The organism is Streptomyces sp. NPDC048171 (assembly GCF_043202655.1).
Taxonomy (GTDB): domain Bacteria; phylum Actinomycetota; class Actinomycetes; order Streptomycetales; family Streptomycetaceae; genus Streptomyces.
Window position 1 is genome coordinate 381394 of the sequence record NZ_JBIDAU010000010.1, and the last position, 18857, is coordinate 400250.

Annotated in this window: 17 protein-coding genes; 8 read left to right on the top strand and 9 right to left on the bottom strand. The window is 72.1% G+C overall.

Going from position 1 to position 18857, the window contains the following annotated elements; genetic code table 11:
- Positions 1 to 89: 89 nt before the first annotated feature.
- From tyrS to ACGF3J_RS28865, 3 genes are read right to left on the bottom strand one after another with little or no spacing between them, the layout of a single operon-like run.
- Positions 90 to 1358, bottom strand: coding sequence for a tyrosine--tRNA ligase (tyrS, locus tag ACGF3J_RS28855; RefSeq protein WP_161330253.1), 1269 nt, complete (start codon positions 1356 to 1358; stop codon positions 90 to 92).
- 45 nt (positions 1359 to 1403) lie between these two features.
- Positions 1404 to 2798, bottom strand: coding sequence for a metallopeptidase TldD-related protein (locus ACGF3J_RS28860; RefSeq protein WP_161330254.1), 1395 nt, complete (start codon positions 2796 to 2798; stop codon positions 1404 to 1406).
- On the bottom strand, positions 2795 to 4318 hold the full coding sequence (locus ACGF3J_RS28865; protein ID WP_161330255.1) for a TldD/PmbA family protein: 1524 nt from the start codon (positions 4316 to 4318) through the stop codon (positions 2795 to 2797). The genes ACGF3J_RS28860 and ACGF3J_RS28865 overlap by 4 nt, the downstream gene beginning before the upstream one ends.
- A gap of 303 nt (positions 4319 to 4621) precedes the next feature.
- Here ACGF3J_RS28865 and fabG point away from each other — a divergent pair, with 303 nt between their 5' ends.
- From fabG to ACGF3J_RS28880, 3 genes are all read left to right on the top strand, one after another.
- Entirely contained in the window at positions 4622 to 5326 is a 705-nt protein-coding gene (fabG, locus tag ACGF3J_RS28870) for a 3-oxoacyl-[acyl-carrier-protein] reductase (protein WP_161330256.1), read from the top strand.
- Between the two features lie 5 nt (positions 5327 to 5331).
- On the top strand, positions 5332 to 6099 hold the full coding sequence (gene fabI, locus ACGF3J_RS28875) for an enoyl-ACP reductase FabI (protein WP_161330257.1): 768 nt from the start codon (positions 5332 to 5334) through the stop codon (positions 6097 to 6099).
- Positions 6100 to 6293: 194 nt separating this feature from the next.
- Entirely contained in the window at positions 6294 to 6644 is a 351-nt protein-coding gene (locus tag ACGF3J_RS28880) for a hypothetical protein (RefSeq protein ID WP_161330258.1), read from the top strand.
- On the opposite strand, the gene ACGF3J_RS28885 is transcribed toward ACGF3J_RS28880, so the two are convergent.
- A complete protein-coding gene (locus tag ACGF3J_RS28885) occupies positions 6622 to 7314 on the bottom strand; it encodes a FadR/GntR family transcriptional regulator (protein ID WP_161330259.1) in 693 nt (230 codons plus the stop codon). The genes ACGF3J_RS28880 and ACGF3J_RS28885 overlap by 23 nt on opposite strands.
- Before the next feature lie 47 nt (positions 7315 to 7361).
- On the opposite strand from ACGF3J_RS28885, the gene ACGF3J_RS28890 reads away from it, so the two are divergent.
- The 4 genes from ACGF3J_RS28890 (at position 7362) to ACGF3J_RS28905 (ending at position 9885) form a co-directional block, all read left to right on the top strand.
- Positions 7362 to 8717 (top strand): CynX/NimT family MFS transporter, encoded by a 1356-nt coding sequence (locus ACGF3J_RS28890; protein WP_202558490.1) that lies wholly within the window; start codon positions 7362 to 7364, stop codon positions 8715 to 8717.
- Between the two features lie 54 nt (positions 8718 to 8771).
- The gene (locus ACGF3J_RS28895; protein ID WP_122614758.1) at positions 8772 to 8888 is read left to right on the top strand and encodes an SGM_5486 family transporter-associated protein; all 117 of its coding nucleotides are present in this window, start codon (positions 8772 to 8774) and stop codon (positions 8886 to 8888) included.
- Between the two features lie 180 nt (positions 8889 to 9068).
- Positions 9069 to 9275 carry a hypothetical protein gene (locus ACGF3J_RS28900; RefSeq protein ID WP_161330260.1) on the top strand — a complete coding sequence of 69 codons (207 nt, stop codon included), beginning with the start codon at positions 9069 to 9071 and terminating at the stop codon, positions 9273 to 9275.
- 91 nt (positions 9276 to 9366) lie between these two features.
- Positions 9367 to 9885 carry a histidine phosphatase family protein gene (locus ACGF3J_RS28905; RefSeq protein WP_161330261.1) on the top strand — a complete coding sequence of 173 codons (519 nt, stop codon included), beginning with the start codon at positions 9367 to 9369 and terminating at the stop codon, positions 9883 to 9885.
- A gap of 60 nt (positions 9886 to 9945) precedes the next feature.
- On the opposite strand, the gene serB is transcribed toward ACGF3J_RS28905, so the two are convergent.
- Positions 9946 to 11190 (bottom strand): phosphoserine phosphatase SerB, encoded by a 1245-nt coding sequence (gene serB, locus ACGF3J_RS28910; RefSeq protein WP_161330262.1) that lies wholly within the window; start codon positions 11188 to 11190, stop codon positions 9946 to 9948.
- A gap of 131 nt (positions 11191 to 11321) precedes the next feature.
- Positions 11322 to 13019: a streptophobe family protein gene (locus ACGF3J_RS28915; protein WP_393855056.1), complete on the bottom strand. Its 1698-nt coding sequence runs from the start codon at positions 13017 to 13019 to the stop codon at positions 11322 to 11324.
- A gap of 239 nt (positions 13020 to 13258) precedes the next feature.
- On the opposite strand from ACGF3J_RS28915, the gene ACGF3J_RS28920 reads away from it, so the two are divergent.
- Positions 13259 to 15817, top strand: a complete 2559-nt coding sequence (locus tag ACGF3J_RS28920; RefSeq protein ID WP_393855057.1) for an FHA domain-containing protein — start codon at positions 13259 to 13261, stop codon at positions 15815 to 15817.
- Between the two features lie 123 nt (positions 15818 to 15940).
- Here the strand turns inward: ACGF3J_RS28920 and ACGF3J_RS28925 are convergent, their stop codons facing one another.
- The 3 genes from ACGF3J_RS28925 to ACGF3J_RS28935 all read right to left on the bottom strand — a co-directional run bounded on the left by ACGF3J_RS28925 (position 15941) and on the right by ACGF3J_RS28935 (position 18733).
- Entirely contained in the window at positions 15941 to 16642 is a 702-nt protein-coding gene (locus tag ACGF3J_RS28925; protein WP_161331155.1) for a transglycosylase SLT domain-containing protein, read from the bottom strand.
- Positions 16643 to 16994: 352 nt separating this feature from the next.
- The gene (locus ACGF3J_RS28930; protein ID WP_161331156.1) at positions 16995 to 18038 is read right to left on the bottom strand and encodes an S-adenosylmethionine:tRNA ribosyltransferase-isomerase; all 1044 of its coding nucleotides are present in this window, start codon (positions 18036 to 18038) and stop codon (positions 16995 to 16997) included.
- A complete protein-coding gene (locus ACGF3J_RS28935) occupies positions 18035 to 18733 on the bottom strand; it encodes an SDR family NAD(P)-dependent oxidoreductase (protein ID WP_161331157.1) in 699 nt (232 codons plus the stop codon). Before ACGF3J_RS28935 ends, ACGF3J_RS28930 begins: the two co-directional genes overlap by 4 nt.
- Between the last annotated feature and the right edge of the window lie 124 nt (positions 18734 to 18857).

The window sequence follows — 18857 nt, forward strand, 5'->3', positions numbered from 1 at the left end:
GGCCCCCCCCCGGGCCCCCCCCCCCGGGGGGGCGGGGGGCGCCCCCCCCCCCCCCCGCCCCCCCCCCCCCCCGCCCCCGTGCCGTGTGCTCAGGCGCCGGTGACCTCCACCGCGGCCAGGTTCTTCTTGCCGCGGCGCAGCACCAGCCAGCGCCCGTGCAGCAGGTCCTCCTTGGCGGGGACCGCGTCCTCGCCGGCGACCTTGGCGTTGTTCACGTACGCGCCGCCCTCCTTCACCGTGCGGCGGGCGGCGGACTTGCTGGCGACCAGACCGACCTCGGCGAACAGGTCCACGACCGGGCCCAGCTCGGTGACCTCGATGTGCGGCAGCTCGGAGAGGGCCGCGGCGAGCGTCCGGTCGTCCAGCCCGGCCAGGTCGCCCTGGCCGAAGAGGGCCTTGGACGCGGCGATCACGGCGGCCGTCTGCCCGGCGCCGTGCACCAGCGTCGTCAGCTCCTCCGCCAGCGCGCGCTGCGCCGCCCGGGCCTGCGGACGCTCCTCGGTCTGCCGCTCCAGCTCCTCCAGCTCCTCGCGGGACCGGAAGGACAGGATGCGCGAGTACGTCGAGATGTCCCGGTCGTCCACGTTCAGCCAGAACTGGTAGAACGCGTACGGCGTCGTCATCTCCGGGTCGAGCCAGACCGCGCCGCCCTCGGTCTTGCCGAACTTGGTGCCGTCCGCCTTGGTCATCAGCGGCGTCGCGTAGGCGTGGACGCCGGCGTCCGGCTCCAGCCGGTGCAGCAGGTCGAGGCCGGCCGTGAGGTTGCCCCACTGGTCGCTGCCGCCCTGCTGCATCGTGCAGCCGTACCTCCGGTAGAGCTGGAGGAAGTCCATGGCCTGGAGCAGCTGGTAGCTGAACTCCGTGTAGCTGATGCCCTCGGAGGACTCCAGGCGCCGGGCCACGGAGTCCTTGGTCAGCATCTTGTTGACCCGGAAGTGCTTGCCGATGTCCCGCAGGAACTCGATGGCCGAGAGGCCCTCGGTCCAGTCGAGGTTGTTGACCATCACGGCCGCGTTCTCGCCCTCGAAGGTCAGGAACGGCTCGATCTGGCCACGCAGCCGGTCGACCCAGCCCGCGACGGTCTCCGGCGAGTTCAGCGTGCGCTCCGCGGTCGGGCGCGGGTCGCCGATCTGGCCCGTCGCGCCGCCGACCAGCGCCAGCGGCCGGTGACCGGCCTGCTGGAGCCGGCGCACGGTGAGCACCTGCACCAGGTGCCCCACGTGCAGCGACGGCGCGGTCGGGTCGAAACCGCAATAGAACGTGACGGGACCGTCCGCGAGCGCCTTGCGCAAAGCGTCCTCGTCGGTGGACTGGGCGAACAGCCCGCGCCACTTCAGCTCGTCGACGATGTCCGTCACGGTTCTCTTGTCTCCTTGAGTGGTCTCGCGAAATCAGGTACGAGGTTATACGCCCTGACTGACAGAACTCATATTGAAATCGGGGACCCGCAGCGCCGGCATCGCCGCCCTGGTGAACCAGTCGCCCCACTCCCTGGGCAGCGTCTTCTCCGTCCGCCCGGCCTCCGTGGCCCGCCCCAGCAGGCCCACCGGGGACTCGTTGAACCGGAAGTTGTTCACCTCGCCGACGACCTCGCCGTTCTCCACCAGGTAGACGCCGTCCCGGGTCAGCCCGGTCAGCAGCAGCGTGGCCGGATCGACCTCGCGGATGTACCAGAGGCAGGTCAGCAGCAGCCCGCGCTCCGTGCCGGCCACCATCTCCTCCAGCGAACGGTCCGAGCCGCCGTCCAGGACCAGGTTGCCGATCGCCGGTGCCACCGGCAGCCCCGTCAGGGCCGCGCTGTGCCGGGTGGTCGTCAGCCGGTGCAGCTCCCCCGCGCGGATCCAGTCGGTCGCCGCCACCGGCAGCCCGTTGTCGAACACCGACTGGTCGCCGCCGGAGGAGTGCGCCACCACGAAGGGCGCGCTCTCCAGCCCCGGCTCGTGCGGGTCGCTGCGCAGGGTCAGCGGCAGTTCGCCCAGCCGCTCGCCGACGCGCGTGCCGCCGCCCGGCTTCGAGAACACCGTGCGCCCCTCGACCGCGTCCCGCCCCGACGCCGACCACAGCTGGTAGATCAGCAGGTCGGCGACCGCGGTCGGCGGCAGCAGCGTCTCGTACCGGCCCGCCGGCAGCTCCACCCGCCGCTCGGCCCAGCCCAGGCGTACGGCCAGATCGGCGTCGAGCGCTCCCGGGTCGACGTCCTTGAAGTCCCGTGTGGAGCGCCCCGCCCACGCCGACCGGGTCCGGTCCGGCGACTTGGCGTTCAGCTCCAGCGTCCCGTTGGGCTGGTCGTGCCGCAGCCGCAGACCGGTGGACGTCCCCACGTAGGTCGACGTCATCTCGTGGTTGGCGAATCCGTACAGCTCCCGGCCGCCCGCACGCGCGCGTGCGAACGCCTCCCCGAGGGCGGGCGCGAAGTCCGCGAACACCGCCGACGACGTCTCCGCCGGCGCGTCGGTGAAGTCGGGCGACGCGGGCACGCCGGTGACCAGCGGCTGCGCGTCCTCGGCGGGACCGGCGCCGCGGGCCGCGGCCTCGGCGGCCCGCACCAGGGGCTCCAGCTCGTCCACGGTCACCGCCGAGCGCGACACGACACCGGACGCCGTGCCCTGCCCACCGTCGACGGTGGCGACGACGGTCAGCGTGCGCCCGCGCGTGACGCCGTTGGTGGTGAGCGCGTTACCCGCCCAGCGCAGGTTGGCGGTGGACTCCTCGTCGGCGATGACGACGCAGCCGTCCGCCCGCGACAGCTCCAGCGCCCGCTCGACGATCTCGTGGGGCTTGTGGGTACGGGCGCTCATCGACCGGCCTCCTGGGTGGTGTTGAGGATGTTGACGCCCTTGAAGAGCGCTGACGGGCAGCCGTGGGACACGGCCGCGACCTGACCCGGCTGGGCCTTGCCGCAGTTGAAGGCGCCGCCCAGGACGTACGTCCGCGGGCCGCCGACGGCCGCCATGGAGCCCCAGAAGTCGGTGGTCGTCGCCTGGTAGGCCACGTCCCGCAGCTGACCGGCGAGCCGCCCGTTCTCGATCCGGAAGAAGCGCTGCCCGGTGAACTGGAAGTTGTAGCGCTGCATGTCGATGGACCAGGAACGGTCCCCGACGACGTAGATGCCGCGGTCCACGCCCCCGATCAGGTCCTCGGTCGACAGACCGCCCGGATCCGGCTGGAGCGAGACGTTGGCCATGCGCTGCACCGGCACGTGGGCGGGGGAGTCGGCGTACGCGCACCCGTTGGACCGCTCGAACCCGGTGAGCCGCGCGATCCGCCGGTCGAGCTGGTAGCCCACCAGCGTGCCGTCCTTCACCAGGTCCCAGGACTGGCCCTCGACGCCCTCGTCGTCGTACCCGATGGTCGCCAGCCCGTGCTCGGCGGTGCGGTCGCCGGTGACGTTCATCAGCTCCGAGCCGTAGCGCAGCTTGCCGAGCTGGTCGAAGGTGGCGAAGGAGGTGCCGGCGTACGCCGCCTCGTACCCGAGCGCCCGGTCCAGCTCGGTGGCGTGCCCGATGGACTCGTGGATGGTCAGCCACAGGTTCGACGGGTCGACGACCAGGTCGTACAGCCCCGCCTCGACGCTCGGCGCCCGCATCTTCTCGGCCAGCAGCTCCGGGATCCCGGCCAGCTCGGAGTCCCAGTCCCAGCCGGTGCCGGTCAGGTACTCCCAGCCGCGCCCGGCCGGCGGGGCCAGCGTCCGCATGGAGTCGAACTCGCCGCTGGAGTCGTCGACCGACACGGCGGTGAGCACCGGATGCAGCCGCACCCGCTGCTGCGTGGTCACGGTCCCGGCCGTGTCGGCGTAGAACTTGTTCTCGTGCACGGTGAGCAGCGAGGCGTCGACGTGGTCGACCCCGTCGGCCGCCAGCAGGCGCCCGCTCCAGTCGGCCAGCAGCGCCGACTTCTCCTCGTCGGGCACGGTGAACGGGTCGACCTCGTACGACGACACCCACGTCCGGTCGGCGTGCACCGGCTCGCCCGCCAGCTCCACGTGCTCGTCCGACCCCGCCGCCCTGATGACCTGCGCGGACAGCTTCGCCATCGCCACCGCCTGCGAGGCGACCTTCGCGGCGGCGTCCATGGTCAGGTCCACACCGGACGCGAAGCCCCACGTACCGCCGTGCACCACTCGCACCGCGTACCCGAGGTCGGTGGTGTCCGAGGACCCGGCGGGCTTGGCGTCCCTGAGGCGCCAGGAGGCGCTGCGCACCCGTTCGAGGCGGAAGTCCGCGTGCTCGGCGCCGAGCGCCCGCGCGCGTGCGAGGGCGGCGTCGGCGAGGGCGCGTAGGGGGAGTGCCGTGAAGGCTTCGTCGATGCTGTGAGGCACCTGCGTCTCTTTCTGTCGACGTGACCGGTCGTCTGCGGCGACACCGGGGGCCAGGGCCTGTCGCCCTGGGCCGCATCATGTCGTGTCGGGCGGGACGGCGACACACCTTTGCCGCCGCGCGCGGTTACCCGTGGTCGGGTCCGTTCTGTAGGGATCCGACAGTCAGCCCCGTAAGCCACTGTGGGTGCCCGAGTCTCCGCCGGGAGCCGGGGCCCGATAGGTTTTCGATGAAGCCGCCTGCCGTAGCCGCCTGTCATCCGGGTGCGCGGGCGGAACACAGACCGCTAGGGAAAGGGTGATCCGTTGAGCCGCTCGGTTCTCGTCACCGGAGGCAACCGGGGCATCGGCCTCGCCATCGCCCGCGCTTTCGCCGATGCCGGCGACAAGGTCGCGATCACATACCGCTCGGGTGAGCCGCCGGAGGGCTTCCTGGCCGTCAAGTGCGACATCACCGACACCGAGCAGGTGGAGCAGGCCTACAAGGAGATCGAGGAAGCGCACGGTCCCGTCGAGGTCCTGGTCGCCAACGCCGGCGTCACCAAGGACCAGCTCCTGATGCGCATGTCCGAGGAGGACTTCACCTCGGTCCTGGAAACCAACCTCACCGGCACCTTCCGGGTCGTCAAGCGCGCCAACCGCGGCATGCTGCGCGCCAAGAAGGGCCGCGTCGTCCTGATCTCCTCCGTGGTCGGGCTCCTCGGCTCCGCGGGCCAGGCGAACTACGCCGCCTCCAAGGCCGGTCTGGTCGGCTTCGCGCGTTCCCTCGCCCGTGAGCTGGGTTCGCGCAACCTCACCTTCAACGTCGTCGCGCCCGGCTTCGTGGACACCGACATGACCAAGGTGCTCACCGACGAGCAGCGGGCCGGCATCGTGTCGCAGGTGCCGCTGGGCCGGTACGCGCGGCCCGAGGAGATCGCCGCCGCGGTGCGGTTCCTCGCCTCGGACGAGGCGTCGTACATCACTGGAGCCGTCATTCCCGTTGACGGCGGACTGGGAATGGGTCACTGATCACCATGAGTGGAATTCTCGAGGGCAAGCGCGTCCTGATCACCGGTGTGCTGATGGAGTCCTCCATCGCCTTCCACACCGCCAAGCTGGCCCAGGAGCAGGGTGCCGAGATCATCCTGACGGCGTTCCCGCGTCCCACGCTGACCGAGCGCATCGCCAAGAAGCTGCCCAGGCCGACCAAGGTCATCGAGCTGGACGTCACCAACGAGGAGCACCTCGGGCGCCTCGCGGACGTCGTCGGCGAGGAGCTGGGCGGCCTCGACGGTGTCGTGCACTCCATCGGCTTCGCCCCGCAGGACGCGCTCGGCGGCAACTTCCTGAACACGCCGTTCGAGTCGGTCGCCACGGCCATGCACGTCTCGGCGTACTCCCTGAAGTCGCTGACCATGGCCTGCCTGCCGCTGATGCAGAACGGCGGCTCGGTCGTCGGCCTCACCTTCGACGCGCAGTTCGCCTGGCCGCAGTACGACTGGATGGGCCCGGCCAAGGCGGCCCTGGAGGCCACCAGCCGCTACATGGCGCGTGACCTGGGCAAGCAGAACATCCGCTGCAACCTGGTCTCGGCCGGTCCGATCGGCTCCATGGCCGCCAAGTCCATCCCGGGCTTCGGTGAGCTGGCCTCGGTGTGGGACCACCGTTCCCCGCTGGAGTGGGACCTCAAGGACCCGGACCCGGCCGGCCGCGGTGTCGTCGCGCTGCTGAGCGACTGGTTCCCGAAGACCACGGGCGAGATCGTCCACGTGGACGGCGGTCTGCACGCCATCGGCGCCTGACCGAAAGCACTGTCGGAAGCACCGTCCGGAGCACTGTCCGGACGTCGCGAAGGACCCGCATCCGTCTTGGGTGCGGGTCCTTCGCGTGTCACCCGTCCGGCCCAGCCGGCGGGCGGCGGGCCTGCCGTCGGCGCACGCTGGAGTCCGCGTTCCCCACGAGCCTTTCCTCCCCAGTGCCGCCGAGGAGGCCTCTTGTGCGTCCGCTCGCCCGCCTCGCCTCGACGTCCCTGGCCCTCGCCTGTGTGCTGGCCCTGCCGTACGAAGCGATGTCCCACGCGCGCGTGGGGACCGGGGACTCCGCGCGTGCGGAGCTGTTCGGCTCGGCCTGCCGGGTCCGCGTCGTCGACTCCGACGTGACCGCCCACTGCCACAACCCGTACCCGGCGGCCGACTCCGTGCGGCTGCACGTCGAGTGCGCCCGCTGGTGGGACCTCGACAGCGACGCCGCGCCGGTCGAGGCCGGGCCGGCGCAGACCGTACGGCTGGACGGACGGTGCTGGAAGGAGGTCCGGTCGGCCTGGGTCAGCCACCGGAGGGTGCGGTGAACCGGCCCGGGCGGCACAGGAACGGGTAGCCCGCCGCCTCCGCCTCCGCGGTCCCGGCGTCGCCCGCGCGGATCGCGTCCACCAGCCTGGTGTGGTCCATGTGGCTCTCGGGCGTCAGCTCGCTGCCGACGTCGCTCCGCAGCCAGTCCCGCATCACCTCGCCCAGGTCCGCGTACATCGCGGTCATCACGTCGTTGTGCGAGGCGGCCACGACGGCCAGGTGGAAGGTCGCGTCCGCGGTCACGAACGCCTCGGCGTCGCCCGACTCCCAGGCCTCCTCGCGGCGCACCAGGAGCGCGTCCAGCTGCTTGAGGTCCTTCTCCGTGCGGCGCTCCGCGGCGAGCCGTGCGGCGGCCGACTCCAGGGTGGACCGCAGCTCGGCGACGTGCCGAGGGTCGGTCTCGGCGAAGCGGCGCTGCATCACGCCCGCCAGCTCACTGATCGCCACGACGTACGTGCCGGAGCCCTGACGGATGTCCAGCAGGCCGTTGTGCGCCAGCGCGCGGACCGCCTCCCGGACCGTGTTGCGGGCGACCCCGAGCTGTTCGACCAGTTCGGGCTCCGTCGGGATGCGGGAACCGACCGGCCACTCGCCCGAGGCGATCTGCTGCCGCAGCGCCGCGATGACCTGCTCGGACAGTGCCGAGCGACGGGGATGGCTCAGAGGCATGGCTCACCTTCGCACATGGAGTGGACAATCAATCATCCCATGATTCTATGATGGGCCTCATGGCTAGTGAGGAAGCCCGGACGGACACCCGGACGGAGACGCGCACGGAGACACGTACGGAAACGCGGACGCGTGAGATACCCGGCGAGGCGGCGACCGTGCCGCAGGCGCCCGGCACGCGCGCGTGGACGCCGTGGACGACCCGGCTGCTGATCCTCGGCATCGTCCTGGCCGCGCTCAACCTGCGCCCGGCCATCACCAGCCTCGGCGCCCTCCTGGAGGAGGTCCGCGACGGGCTCGGCATGAGCGGCAGCGTCGCCGGACTGCTCACGTCCGTCCCCCCGCTGTGCTTCGCCGTCTTCGGGGTCATGGCACCCCGGGTGGCCCGCCGCTTCGGGCCCGGCGCGGTGGTCTGCGCGGGCATGGCCGCCATCACGGCGGGTCTGCTGATCCGCCCGTACGCCGGCGGGACGGCGGGCTTCCTGGCCGCGACCGCGCTCGCGCTGATGGGCATCGCGGTCAGCAATGTCCTGATGCCGGTCATCGTCAAGCGCTACTTCCCCGACCGGGTCGGCTCCATGACCGGCCTCTACTCGATGGCCCTCGCCTTCGGCACCTCCGTCGCCGCCGCGGCGACCGTGCCGGTGACGAACGCCCTGGGCGGCCACTGGCAGCCCGGCCTCGCCGTGTGGGCCGTGGTCGGTGCGGCCGCAGTCCTGCCCTGGATCCCGTTCGTGCGCCACCGCGAGGCGCCCTCCGCCGCGCCGCCCGCCCCGTCCGCGGAGCGTCCCGCCGAGCCGGCCGCCGGCCAGGCCCCGATACGGATCACCCGCAGCCGTACGGCCTGGGCGCTCGCCGTCTTCTTCGGGCTCCAGGCCACCGCCGCCTACATCACGATGGGCTGGATGGCGCAGATCTTCCGGGACGCGGGGGTCTCCGCCGGCACGGCCGGGCTGCTGCTCGCCGTGATCATGGTGATGGGCGTGCCGCTCGCCTTCGTCATCCCGCGCGTGGCCACCCGCCTGCCCCACCAGGGCCCGATCGTCCTGGTCCTGGGCCTGTGCGGCCTTGCCGGCTATGCCGGTCTGTACTTCGCCCCGGCCGGCGGTGCCTGGGCCTGGGCCCTGCTGCTCGGCGTGTCGAACTGCGCCTTCCCGCTCGCGCTGACCATGGTCGGCATGCGGGCCAGGAGCGGCGCGGGCGTCGCCCAGCTGTCGGCCTTCGCGCAGAGCACCGGCTACCTGATCTCCATCCCCGGCCCGCTCCTGGTCGGCGTGCTCTACCAGCACAGCGGCGGCTGGGGCCTGCCGATCGCGCTGATGAGCGCCCTGATGGTGCCGCAGATCGTGGTCGGCGTCCTGGCGGGCCGCGACCGCACGGTGGAGGACGAGGCGGCCCGCTGAGCCGTCGGGCGGCCCGCCCGGCGCCCCGGATGCGGCGGATGCGAGACTTGCCGCATGCCAGTCCTCGACCCGAACCCCCAGAACGGCCAGAAGAAGATGCTGCTCGTCTTCGGCGGCTTCCTCGCGATCTTCGTGATCATCGGCATCGTCGCGACGATCGCCTCGCCGTGACCCCGCCCGCGGCCTGATGGTGGGGTTAACCCCCCTTCCCCTAGGGGGCCAGGGTCAGGGTCAAGTGGGTGGACCTCCGGATGGGTTGGGGCCCGCGGATTCCGTAGCTTCGAGATGTGCCCGCGACAGGCGGGACGCGGAGCACGGACCAGGGACGCTCGAAGACCAGCGGAGGCACTCATGTCGGCCCCTACCTACACCCGGCCTCCCCGCGCGACCCGGGGCGGCGTCGACAGCCGGCTCCCGTGGTGGGCCCTCGCCCTGCCCGTGCTCGCCTTCGTGACGCTGCTCCTGCTGATACTCAACCCCGCCGACGCGCACGCGGCCACCGAGCAGCCGGCCGTCGCCCACCTGCTGGAGCGGCTGCTCCAGCTGACCGTGGGCTGAGGCCGGACCCGGGCCCGGACGCGCGTACGGCGGTGAATCCGCATGTCAACTCCCTGCGCCCCGTGGCCTGTTTCATGCGAAGCTGGATGCCATGAGCGTCGCAGAACCCCGCAGGATTGTCCTTTTCCGGCATGCGAAAGCCGACTGGCCACAGGTGACCGACCACGAGCGGCCGCTCGCTGATCGGGGTCGCAAGGACGCCGCAGAGGCCGGGCGGCGGCTGGCGGACACCGGTGTCGCCTTCGATCAGGCCCTGTGCTCCACCTCGACCCGGACCCGCGAGACCTGGAAGCTCGCCGTCCACGAGTTCCCGCACCGGCCGAAAACCATCTACGAGGAGCGGATCTACGAGGCCTCGCCCGGCGAGCTGATCGCCGTGCTCAACGAGACCCCCGACGACCTGCGCAACGTGCTGGTGATCGGCCACAACCCGGGCATGGAGGGACTCACCGAGATCCTGGCCGGCTCGGCCGAGGACGAGGCGCGCGGACGGATGGGGCGCCGGGGCTTCCCGACCGCGGCCTTCGCCGTCCTGACCTTCACCGGCTCCTGGAAGGACGTGGAGCCCGGAGCGGCCTCCCTGGTCGACTACTGGGCGCCGACCGACTGACCCACCCGGCTCCACGCGGCGGGCCCGGCACCGTACGGCCCGGGCCCCCTCGCCGCGGGCTCAGAGCCGGTCGGCGGGCAGACCGAGGGCCTCACCGAGGCCTTCGTCCAGCGTGTCCGCGGCCTCGACCTCCTCGCGCGTGATGCCGAGCAGGTAGAGGACGGTGTCCAGGAAGGGCACGTTCACCGCGGTGTGCGCCGCCTCGCGCACCACCGGCTTGGCGTTGAAGGCGACCCCGAGACCCGCCGCGTTCAGCATGTCCAGGTCATTGGCGCCGTCACCGATCGCCACGGTCTGCGACAGCGGTACGCCCGCCTCGGCGGCGAACCGTCGCAGCAGCCGTGCCTTGCCCGCCCGGTCCACGATCTCCCCGGTGACCCGGCCGGTCAGCCTGCCGTCGACGATCTCCAGAGTGTTGGCCTGGGCGAAGTCCAGCCCCAGCCGCTCCATGAGATCGTCGGTGACCTGCGTGAATCCGCCGGAGACGACCCCCACCTGGTAGCCGAGCCGCTTCAGCGTGCGGATCAGGGTGCGGGCACCCGGCGTCAGCCGCACCTCGGCGCGGACCTTGTCCACCACCGAGGCGTCCAGCCCCGCCAGCAGCGCCACGCGAGCGTGCAGCGACTGCTCGAAGTCCAGCTCACCGCGCATCGCGGCCGCCGTCACCTCGGCGACCTTGTCCTCGCACCCGGCGTGCGCGGCGAACAGCTCGATGACCTCGTCCTGGATCAGCGTGGAGTCCACGTCCATCACCACCAGGCGCTGCGCCCGCCGGTGCAGCCCCGCGGAGACCACCGCGACGTCCACACCGAGCGCGGCGGCCTCGGTGGCCAGTGCCGTGCGCAGCGGCTCGGTCGCCACGCCGGACACCGCGAACTCCACGGCGGTCACGGGATACTTGGCCAGCCGGAAGATACGGTCGATGTTGCTGCCGACCTCGGTGATCCGGGACGCTATGGCGGCCGTCGCCTCGGCGGTGAGCGGGTGCCCGAGCACGGTGACCAGGGAGCGGCCGAGACCGCGCGGCCGGTTGTCGCCGATACCGGAGATGATCTCCGCCTGGAGCTTCAGCGACTCGGCCCAGCTGTGGACGGTGGCCCGCAGATCGCCCTCCAGACCGCGGGGCGGCTCGGTCACGAGCGCGCACAGCACGATCCGGCCACGGGTGACGACCTGCTCGATGTCGACGACGTCGACGGAGTAGGCGGCGAGGGTGTCGAACAGGCCGGCCGTGATACCGGGCCGGTCCTTGCCGAAGATCTTGACGAGAAGCGTGGGAACGTCAGAGGTCTGCGTAGCGCTCATGGTGGTCCAACCGTATCCGGCACCCGGTGCCTGCCGCCCCCGAGGTCCGCCTGACGGACAGCGCCACTGTCCGGACCACCCCGCACCACCGCCCCCGCGGCCCCGCACCCCCCGCCGCCCCGCACCACCCCTCACTCCCCGTCCCTCGGCCGCCTCGGCGGCGCGGGCGGCGGCGGAGGAGGGGGCGGAGGCGGCGGAACCTCGCCCCAGCGGCGTGCCTGCGGCCGCTCCCGCGGGGTCGGTGGCCGCCGGGATGCTCCCGGCGGCGGCCGGAGCGGGCCGGCCACGGTGGGGGCGCCGTACACGTCGTCGCCCGCCTGACGGTGCGGGCCGGCGTACGGTCCGGGGGCACCCTGCCCGTGCCCGGGGTACGGACCCGAGACGGGTCCCCCGTACCCGAGGCCACCGGCATCCGGCGTCGCCACCACCCCGGCACCCCGTGCCAACCACGTCGCCCGGGCCCCCGCCGCCCCGCTCGCCCGCGCCAGCAACGCCCCGGCGGCCCCCGCCCCCGCACCCCACAGGGCGCCCAGCAGCAGGGCCGTGCCGAGGTGGGCGCGCAGATCGAGGCCCGCGCCGAAGGCATCGATGCCGAGTACCGACAGCGAGGCGTCCACGGACACCCCGCTCAGCCAGGACAGCAGCGGCAGTGCCGCCCCGGTCACGAGGCCGAGCCGCAGCGCGCAGCGCCCCACGAAAGCGGGGGAGCGCCCCTCGCCGGGTGCCACGGGCGTCCGTACCGCCGTCAGGACCCCGGCCAGCAACATCATCAGGGCCGTCGCCACCCCCAGCAGCCACACCCGTCCGTCCAGCTCCGCCAGCCGCGCCAGCGTGACCGGCTCGTCGGCGCCCGCGCCCAGCAGGTCGTCCAGCGGGGCGGGGAGAACCCGGACGAGTTCGCCGGTGGCCCGCCCGTCCCACGGCACGAACAGGCCGACCGGGACGCCGAGCCAGACCCCGTTCGGCGCACCGAGGAGCGCGGCGCCCGCGATCCGCCGCGGATGGTCGTCGCCGGCCGCCGCGTACCCGGCCGCCGCGATGCCGGCCGCCACCGCGGTCAGGGCCAGCGTGACCACGGCGGACACGGCGGGCCGCACCACCCGGTGCACGGCCGCGCACCCGCGCGGCAGCGGAGTACGGCGCGAGGCCAGCAGCGCGATCAGCAGGACCCCGGCGGACCAGGCCAGCCCGCCCAGCAGCGTCGGCGCGGTGTCGACGCTGATACCGACCGCGGCCTCGGCCTCGACGAGGTCACCGATCCGGTCGGGGAGCAGCCCGCCGATGTCACCCACGTCCCCGAGCCCGGGAATCTCCACGCCACCACCGCCACCACCGGGCAGCGCGTCGATCCCCAGGGCACCTCCGTCGATCGTGACGATGCCGTGACCCGCCCAGACCAGACCACCCGTCATCGCCACGAACAGGGCGACCACCACGCCCGCGCGTGCGAGGAGTTCGGCGGGGGAGACGACAAATCCGGCCCCGCGCAGGGAGCGCAGGAAGAAGAACGACAGCAGCAGCGCGCCGACCACGCTCACGCCCAGTGGCGTGATCTCGATGGCCGAGTACGCCTGCGCCCCCTTCAGCCCGAACGCCGACATGTCTCCGTCCGGTGTCACCGAACCGCCCGCGCCCAGTGCCACGACCGCCGCGGTCATCGGGCCCAGCGAGCCCGCCGCGTCCGCGTCCAGCAGGTGCAGGCCGAGCGCCGCCGTTCCCGCCATGCCGATCAACGCCCAGCTCACAGCGGCGATCGCGGAGAGCAGCACGTCTCCCCACGGCACCCTCGCGGCATACCCCTCGGACCCGACGCTCGTGGACGCGCTCATGGCAGACCCCCCGATCCGCTGCGCGGCGGAGTGCCGCGCATGTCCCCCTCGCGTGGATTACCACTCTCCGAGCGGGTTTCAACCCCGTCAACGAGATCGGTCGATGGGTGCCTACGCAGTTTTCACAAGGCCCGACTTTCGGTCAGGGGCCCGAGCCTGAAATAGTTCCCCCCGATGTTCGACATCCCTAGACTCCCCGCGACGGGGGTACATCGGGGGACAACTCAGTGGGGCTTGGAGTGCCGGAACTCGTACTGGAATCCAACGGACGGACCTGGACGCTCGATCCGTCCCGGTCATACGCGCTCGGACGCGATCCGCAGGGGGAGCTTGTCTTTGACGACGCTAGGGTGTCCTGGCGTCATGCCACGATCACTTTCGACGGCCGCAGTTGGGTCGTCGAGGACCACGGGAGCACCAACGGCACGTTCGTGCACGGGCAGCGGGTCCAGCGGATGGAGCTCGGCGCGGGCAGCGTGCTGAACCTGGGCAACGCGAACGACGGACCGCGCGTCGACCTGACCGGCGTACAGGCCCCGGCCGGAACGCCGCAGGCCCAGCCCCAGCAGCAGCCGTACGCCGCGCAGGGCGCGAACGCCGGCTGGGCCCAGCAGGCCCCGGCACAGCAGCCGCCGCAGCAGGTCCCGCAGCACGGGCAGCCGCACCAGCAGCCCCAGCAGGCCGGCTGGCAGCAGCAGCCGCAGCAGCAGGCCGCGCCGCACTTCCCCCAGCAGCAGGGCTCCGGCGGCGCGGCGGGGGCGCCACCGGTCTACGGCGACCGCAGCCCGACCACGTTCCACCAGTTCTCGCTCGGCCGTGTGATGCGCATCGGCCGTGCCCTGGAGAACGAGCTGGTCGTCTCCGACCTGCAGGTCTCCCGCAACCACGCGGAGTTCCACGCGACGCCCGACGGGCGCATGGAGATCCGCGACCTGGGCTCGCACAACGGCACGTACGTCAACGGTCAGCCGATCGCCAAGGGCGGCTCGCAGCTGCTCGGCCCGACCGACATCGTCGGCGTCGGCCACTCGACGTTCCGGATCGTCGGCGACCGGCTCGAGGAGTTCGTCGACACGGGTGAGGTGTCCTTCTCCGCGAGGCACCTGACCGTCACGGTCGACGGCGGCAAGCAGATCCTCAAGGACGTCTCCTTCGGCGTACCCGAGAAGTCGCTGATCGCGGTCATCGGACCGTCCGGCTCCGGCAAGTCGACCCTGCTCAAGGCGCTCACCGGCTACCGGCCGGCCGACCAGGGCGAGGTCCTCTACGACAACCGGAACCTGTACAAGCAGTTCGCCGAGCTGCGCCAGCGCATCGGTCTGGTCCCGCAGGACGACATCCTGCACAAGGAGCTGACCGTCAAGAAGGCCCTCAAGTATGCGGCGAAGCTCCGCTTCCCGGCCGACACCACGGCCGCGGAGCGCGACTCCCGCATCGACGAGGTGCTGCGCGAGCTGAAGCTGGACGTTCACAAGGACAAGAAGGTCACGTCCCTCTCCGGTGGTCAGCGCAAGCGCGTCTCGGTCGCCCTGGAGCTGCTCACCAAGCCGTCGCTGATCTTCCTGGACGAGCCGACCTCCGGCCTCGACCCCGGCATGGACCGCGACGTCATGCAGCTACTGCGCGGGCTGGCCGACGACGGCCGCACGGTCCTCGTCGTCACCCACTCGGTGGCCGAGCTGGCGATCTGCGACAAGCTGCTGGTGATGGCGCCGGGCGGCTCGGTGGCCTACTTCGGCCCGCCGGAGGAGGCGCTGAACTTCTTCGGCTACGACACCTGGGCCGACGTCTTCTCCGCCTTCGAGGAGTACCGCGACTACGACTGGGCGGGCCGCTGGAAGGGTTCGCAGCACTACCAGATGTACGCCGCGGACATCGACGCCGTCGCCCCGCAGTCCGTAGCGGTGCCGGCGATGCAGGCGATGAAGCCGCCGAAGCCGCAGGGCTGGATGTCGCAGTTCGTCACGCTGGTGCGGCGCTACGTCTCGGTGATCGTCTCCGACAAGGGCTTCCTCGCCCTGATGGTGATCCTCCCGGCCGTGCTGGGCGCGGTGAGCCTGCTGATCGACGCGGACAAGGGCCTGCTGCCCAACCCGCCCAATCCGCAGAGCGGCCGGATCATCCCGAACGGCACCGCCACCACGGTCCTGCTGATCCTCGCGGTGGGCGCCTGCTTCGCCGGCGCCGCGAACTCGGTCCGCGAGCTGATCAAGGAACGGGTGATCTACGAGCGGGAACGCGCGACCGGCCTGTCCCGGTCCGCGTACCTGATGTCCAAGGTCTTCGTGCTCGGCATGATCACCGTGCTCCAGGGCCTGCTGGTGGGAGTGATCGGCTTCGCCAACCGGGAGATCCCCGAGGAGGGCCTGATCCTCGGCGGTGCGACCCTGGTCGAGCTGTCGCTGCCGATCATGGCGCTTGGCTTCACCTCGATGATGTTCGGCCTGATCATCTCGGCGCTGGTGAAGACCGCCGAGAAGACCATGCCGCTGCTGGTCATGTTCGCGATCATCCAGGTCGTCTTCACCGGCTGCCTCTTCGCGCTGAACGGCGCGGTCGGCGTCAACCAGTTCTCGTACCTGATGCCCTCGCGCTGGGCGGTGGCCGCGGCCGGCGCCACGCTGGACTTCAACAAGATCAGCCCGCCCGAGGAGGGCGCCGGGGCCGATCCGCTGTGGGAGCACACCGTGGCCGCCTGGAGCATGGACATGGCCGCGCTGATCGTCCTCGGCGTGATCTGCGGCTTCTTCGTGGCGCGCTTCCTGCGGCGGCACGAGCCCGAGGTCATGCGCAAGTGACGCGCGGCCGCGGGTGACCGCGGCGAGACGCCCCGAAGGGCGGCACCCCGTCAGGAGGGTGCCGCCCTTCGGCGTGCGATCGGCGTCCGCGTCGGCGTCGGTCCGAAGAGGTCCGCGCCGGCCTCAGTACGCGCTATCGACGTTGTCCATGGTGCCGTACTTGTCCGCGGCGTAGTTGCACGCGGCGACGATGTTGGCGACCGGGTCCCAGATGTTCTTCGAGGTGCCGGCCACGTGGTAGGCCTCGAAGGTCGGCGGGATGACCTGGAGCAGGCCCTTCGACGGGATGCCGTTGATGGCGTTGATGTCCCAGTCGTTGATGGCCTTCGGGTTGCCGGAGGACTCCCGCATGATGTTGCGGTGGATGCCCTCGTAGGAGCCGGGGATGTCGTGCTTCTTCATGATGGCCCGGGCCTCGCGGATCCAGCCGTCGAGGTTGTTCGGGTAGGACTTCTTGACCTCGGCGCGCTTGGCGGACCGGCTGGCGGCCTCCTTCGCCTCGCGCTTGGCGGCGGCCTTCTTCGCGGCGGCCTTCTCGGCGGCGGCCTTCTTCGCGGCCGCCTCCTTCTTGGCCTCGATGGTGGCGACCTTCTGGCTGGCACCGGCCAGCTGACCGGTGATGCCGGCGTGGACGTCCTGGATCTGCTTGGTGCTGTACGCCACCTTGGCCGTCGGAGCGGCCTCGCTCGTGGTCGTCTGGCCGCTGGCCGGCACGGCGGTGAGGGCGACGGCGGCGGCGCCGAGCGTGCCGACACCGGCTATGGCGGCCTTCTGGGTGCGGGTCAGGGAACGACTGCGACCACGGGAAAGGATGTTCTTGAGCATGGCGGGATAGACCTCTTCGGATAGCGCGGAGGTCGCTCTCGTCCGGTGGGGACAGGGGTGTTTCCGGCACGAACGCCGCGGGGGAGAACCCGCGGCGCTGAGCGACGAGAGCAATTCTTAGCGGCCGCAAAATCCGGAGGCAAAGGTGTGACGTACGATCCCGGGTAGTGGATCAGGGAACGGCGAAACGGGGCAGATTGGACTATCTGCCCCGCTCAAAACGGACGAGTCGTACTCCTAATCCTCTTCGTACGTGACGTGCGCCCTATGCCCGGGCTCACATCGACCCCCCGTCGTTCTCACCGTTGGTTGCTGGCGCAATGCACTGTGTGAGTGGCTCTGCGGCCCTCTCCTACGGCAGGAGGAGATGCACGTCGCCGAACTCGTGCCACAGGTAGCGCCCCCGTACCGCCGCGTCGTACCCGAGGTCGATCGCCGCCCGCCCCGCCACCGCCTCCAGCATCAGCAGATGCGAGGCCTCGGGCTCGTGCAGCCCGGTCAGCAGGCCGTCCACCACCCGCACCCCGCGCTCCGGGGTCACGACCAGATCCGTCCACCCCGCCCGGGCCCGTACGGCACCGTCACCGCCGGCCGCCGACTCCACCGCCCGCACTGCGGTCGTCCCCACGGCCACCACCCGCCGCCCGGCTGCCCGCGCGGCGTTGATCAGCCGCGCCGACTCCCCGGGCACCGAGAACCGCTCCGGATACGGCGGCTCGTGCGACTCCGCCGAGGCCACCCCCGTGTGCAGCGTCACGGGCGCGAACTGCACGCCGCGGCTCACCAGCTCCGTCACCAGCCGTGCCGTGAAGGGGCGCGCCGCGCTCGGCATCTCGGCGCTGCCCGTCCCGTCGGGCGTCGCCAGCGCGAACACCGTCTGGTACACGGACAGCGGCTGGTCCCGCTCCGTGTACGAGTAGCGGATGGGCCGCCCGTGCTCCCGCAGCACCGCGGTCACCTCCGCCCCCGACACCCGCGCCCACCACAACCGGTCCCCGCGCGTACTCAACGGCTCCTCCGCCACCAGCCGCCCACCGCCCGGCAGCCGCACCACCGTCCCCTCCGCCACGCACGCACGCGCGCGCGTGGTGCCCCGCCCGTCCGGCTCCCGCAGCTCCACCGCCCACCGGCCGTCGTCCCCGCGCGTGGAGAAGTGCACCACCACGCGCGCGTGCCCGACCGACCCGTCGACCGCGGCCGCCAGCGTCGGCGACGTGTTGACCACCAGCAGATCACCGGCCCGCAGCAGCCCGGGCAGCTCACCGAACACGTGGTGCGACACCTCGGTGCCCCGCGACACCAGCAGCCGTACGCCGTCCCGGTCCAGGCCCGGCCCCCGCTGCTCGGCCGGCACCCGCGCCGACAGCTCCTCCGGCACCTTCAGCGCCACCGTCATGACCGCGCCTCCAGCAGGGCCGGAGCCCCGTAGCGCCCACTGACCGGCCGCTCGTCCAGCAACCGCAGGAGCGCCGGAACGACGCGCACCGGATCGGGCCTCGGATCGTCGTCGTCCGGTACGGCCGCCGCGTACAGGTCCGTGTCCATGTCCCCCGGGTCCACCGCCCAGACCCGCAGCCCCGGCTCCTCGACGCCCAGCACCGCCGCCAGCTGGTCCAGCGCCGCCTTGGACGCCCCGTAGCCGCCCCACGTCTCGTACGCCTCGGCCGCCGCGTCCGAGCTGATCGTCAGCACCGCGCCCGCCGGAGCCGCCCGCAGCGCCGGCAGCGCCTCCTGAACCAGGCCGAGTGCGGCCACGACGTTCACCTCCAGGGCCCGCCGCAGCCCGTCCGCCGGCAGCTCCGCCAGCCGCACCAGCGGCTCCGCACCCAGCGCACTCGCGTTGCTGACCAGCAGATCCACCCCGCCCAGCCGCGCCGCCTCCGTCACCAGCCCGGTCCGGTGCCAGGGGTCGGTGACGTCCCCGGGCAACGCCGTCACGCGCGTGCCGTACGCCTCCAGCGCCGCCGCCGTCTCCTTGAGCACCTCCGGGGTCCGGGCGTCCAGCACCAGATCCCAGCCCCGAGCCGCCAGCGCCTCGGCGAGCGCTCGGCCCAGCCCCTTCGACGCTCCCGTGATGATCGCGACCGGCATGACACACGTCCCCTCGTCGTCCCCGCCGCAACCCGTCCGGTACGGCGTGATCCTCAACGTAGGAACCGGGCCCCACCCGCCGCCTCGGGCACCGGCCCCAACCCGGCGGGGTCCTTCGCCCTAG

Coding starts and splice junctions, on each gene's coding strand:
- ACGF3J_RS28860 (WP_161330254.1), bottom strand. CDS start 2,798: ATGAGCGCCCGTACCCACAAGCCCCACGAGATCGTCGAGCGGGCGCTG.
- fabI (WP_161330257.1), top strand. CDS start 5,332: ATGAGTGGAATTCTCGAGGGCAAGCGCGTCCTGATCACCGGTGTGCTG.
- ACGF3J_RS28930 (WP_161331156.1), bottom strand. CDS start 18,038: ATGACGGTGGCGCTGAAGGTGCCGGAGGAGCTGTCGGCGCGGGTGCCG.
- ACGF3J_RS28905 (WP_161330261.1), top strand. CDS start 9,367: ATGAGCGTCGCAGAACCCCGCAGGATTGTCCTTTTCCGGCATGCGAAA.
- ACGF3J_RS28895 (WP_122614758.1), top strand. CDS start 8,772: ATGCCAGTCCTCGACCCGAACCCCCAGAACGGCCAGAAGAAGATGCTG.
- ACGF3J_RS28915 (WP_393855056.1), bottom strand. CDS start 13,019: ATGAGCGCGTCCACGAGCGTCGGGTCCGAGGGGTATGCCGCGAGGGTG.
- ACGF3J_RS28890 (WP_202558490.1), top strand. CDS start 7,362: ATGATGGGCCTCATGGCTAGTGAGGAAGCCCGGACGGACACCCGGACG.
- ACGF3J_RS28885 (WP_161330259.1), bottom strand. CDS start 7,314: ATGCCTCTGAGCCATCCCCGTCGCTCGGCACTGTCCGAGCAGGTCATC.
- ACGF3J_RS28935 (WP_161331157.1), bottom strand. CDS start 18,733: ATGCCGGTCGCGATCATCACGGGAGCGTCGAAGGGGCTGGGCCGAGCG.
- ACGF3J_RS28900 (WP_161330260.1), top strand. CDS start 9,069: ATGTCGGCCCCTACCTACACCCGGCCTCCCCGCGCGACCCGGGGCGGC.
- ACGF3J_RS28925 (WP_161331155.1), bottom strand. CDS start 16,642: ATGCTCAAGAACATCCTTTCCCGTGGTCGCAGTCGTTCCCTGACCCGC.
- serB (WP_161330262.1), bottom strand. CDS start 11,190: ATGAGCGCTACGCAGACCTCTGACGTTCCCACGCTTCTCGTCAAGATC.